This window comes from Mizugakiibacter sediminis (genome assembly GCF_000953855.2).
Classification (GTDB): domain Bacteria; phylum Pseudomonadota; class Gammaproteobacteria; order Xanthomonadales; family Rhodanobacteraceae; genus Mizugakiibacter; species Mizugakiibacter sediminis.
On the sequence record NZ_DF970137.1, the window covers coordinates 1 to 1022 of the forward strand.

Annotated in this window: 1 protein-coding gene; it reads left to right on the forward strand. The window is 67.6% G+C overall.

The features are described 5' to 3' along the window. Positions 1–82: 82 nt before the first annotated feature. Positions 83–1022, forward strand: a 940-nt coding sequence (locus tag MBSD_RS01030) for an IS481 family transposase (RefSeq protein ID WP_062534238.1), incomplete at its 3' end; no start/stop codon positions are given.

Sequence of the window (1022 nt, forward strand, 5' to 3'; positions counted from 1 at the left end):
TGTGATCTCTCAGTAGGTTGTTCACCCGGGGCGAACCCGGGATTCTGGAGGTGCGACCCACCCAACCCCCCAGGAGCCCCGGATGAACCTGCATAAACATGCCCGTCTTACGCCTCGAGGTCGAGCCCTGCTCGTGGAGCGGGTGCTTGAGCACGGTCTGCGGGTGGAGGAGGCGGCGCATGCCGCCGGGGTCAGTGTGCGCACCGCCTACAAGTGGCTGCGGCGCTTCCGCGAAGAAGGCGCGGCGGGGCTACTCGATCGTTCGTCCCGGCCTCACGGCTGCCCGCATGCCACGTCCTCTTCGATCGCGCACCAGATCATCGAGCACCGCCGTGAGCGCTGGAGTTACCGGCAGATTGCCCAGCACCTGGCGGTGGCGGCCAGCACGGTTGGCCGCCTGGTCAAGCGCGCAGGGTTCCATCGCTTGGCGGAGCTCGAGCCGGCGCGCCCAACCCACCGCTACGAGTACCCTGCGCCAGGCGATCTGCTGCATCTGGATATCAAGAAGCTGGGGCGCTTCTGGCGCCCCGGCCACCGCGTCACGGGTGAACGCCAGCACGCTTCGGACGGTGCCGGGTGGGAGTTCGTGCACGTGGCCATCGACGACGCCTCGCGCGTGGCCTTCGGCACCATCGAGCCGGACGAGCGTGGCCTGAGCGCCTGCCGTGCCCTGCTCAAGACCTTGCGCTACTACCGCCAGTTGGGCGTGCGCTTCGCCCGGGTCATGACCGACAACGGCGCCTGTTACAAGTCGCGTGCTTTCAAGCGCCTGCTGCGCCGGCTCGGCCTGCACCACGTGCGCACCCGGCCCTACACCCCACGCACCAACGGCAAGGCCGAACGCTTTATCCAGACCTCCCTGCGCGAGTGGGCCTATGCCCGCAGCTACGAGCACTCCGCGCAACGAGCCGCGCACTGGCTGACATGGCTGCACCAGTACAACTGGCACCGGCCCCACGCCAGTCTCGGTTACCAGCCGCCGATCACCCGCATCGACATGAACAACCTGGTGGGTTTACACA